Source organism: Bacillus sanguinis (assembly GCF_018332475.1).
In the GTDB taxonomy this organism is placed as follows: domain Bacteria; phylum Bacillota; class Bacilli; order Bacillales; family Bacillaceae_G; genus Bacillus_A; species Bacillus_A sanguinis.
In genome coordinates this window covers 1-661 of the sequence record NZ_BOQB01000504.1, presented here as the reverse complement: position 1 = coordinate 661, position 661 = coordinate 1, and the positions used below count along the sequence as shown (strand labels likewise).

Genomic DNA, 661 nt, shown 5'->3' with positions numbered 1-661 from the left:
AAAAAATGGTTTTTCTATACAGCAGAGCTCGGATGTTATTAAACATAGGAGGATGAATGATGTCAGCATATAACAAGTTAGTAAGAGATCGTGTTCCAGAGAAGATTTTGATGTCTGGAAAAACATATACAGCACAAAAATTAACAGGACAAGCATACATACAAGCTTTAGCAAAAATTGGAACGGAAGAAATTCGTGAATTTGCTTCCATGAAAGAGCGTGAACATGCGCTTGATTCTCTTGCGGATGCACTGGAAGTAATCATTTCATTGGCGCGTGCAGAAGGTGCAACTATTGAAGATATAGAGCGTCTTCGAAAGCAAAAAGAAATAGAACGCGGTGGGTTTGAAAGAGGCATTTATTTATTAGATGTATCAGAAGAATAGTTTGATAGAAAGCATAGTGTTACGCATTAACGCTATGCTTTTTTGTTGCAATTAAACTAATAATGAAGAAGACAGCTGTTAATACCCAGCCAATTGTAATAGAAGTAGTAGTGTGGACTGCATAAGAAACTTGTAAACAAAATAATGATGCTAAAAACCAAATGAGTGCAATGTGTACATATTTTTTTGATAGATTCATATTGTATAACTCCTTTTGTATACTAAAGTGAATTTTACTATAATTTAGAAAATTAAGCTATATGAGTAGAGGTTTT

The 661-nt window shown here is 33.6% G+C and carries 2 protein-coding genes; one reads left to right on the top strand and one right to left on the bottom strand.

Going from position 1 to position 661, the window contains the following annotated elements; all coding sequences use genetic code 11:
- Positions 1–59 precede the first annotated feature (59 nt).
- Positions 60–386 carry a nucleoside triphosphate pyrophosphohydrolase gene (locus KI369_RS28060; protein ID WP_060629731.1) on the top strand — a complete coding sequence of 109 codons (327 nt, stop codon included), beginning with the start codon at positions 60–62 and terminating at the stop codon, positions 384–386.
- Between the two features lie 19 nt (positions 387–405).
- Here the strand turns inward: KI369_RS28060 and KI369_RS28055 are convergent, their stop codons facing one another.
- Positions 406–585 carry a hypothetical protein gene (locus tag KI369_RS28055; protein ID WP_212958923.1) on the bottom strand — a complete coding sequence of 60 codons (180 nt, stop codon included), beginning with the start codon at positions 583–585 and terminating at the stop codon, positions 406–408.
- Positions 586–661: the final 76 nt, after the last annotated feature.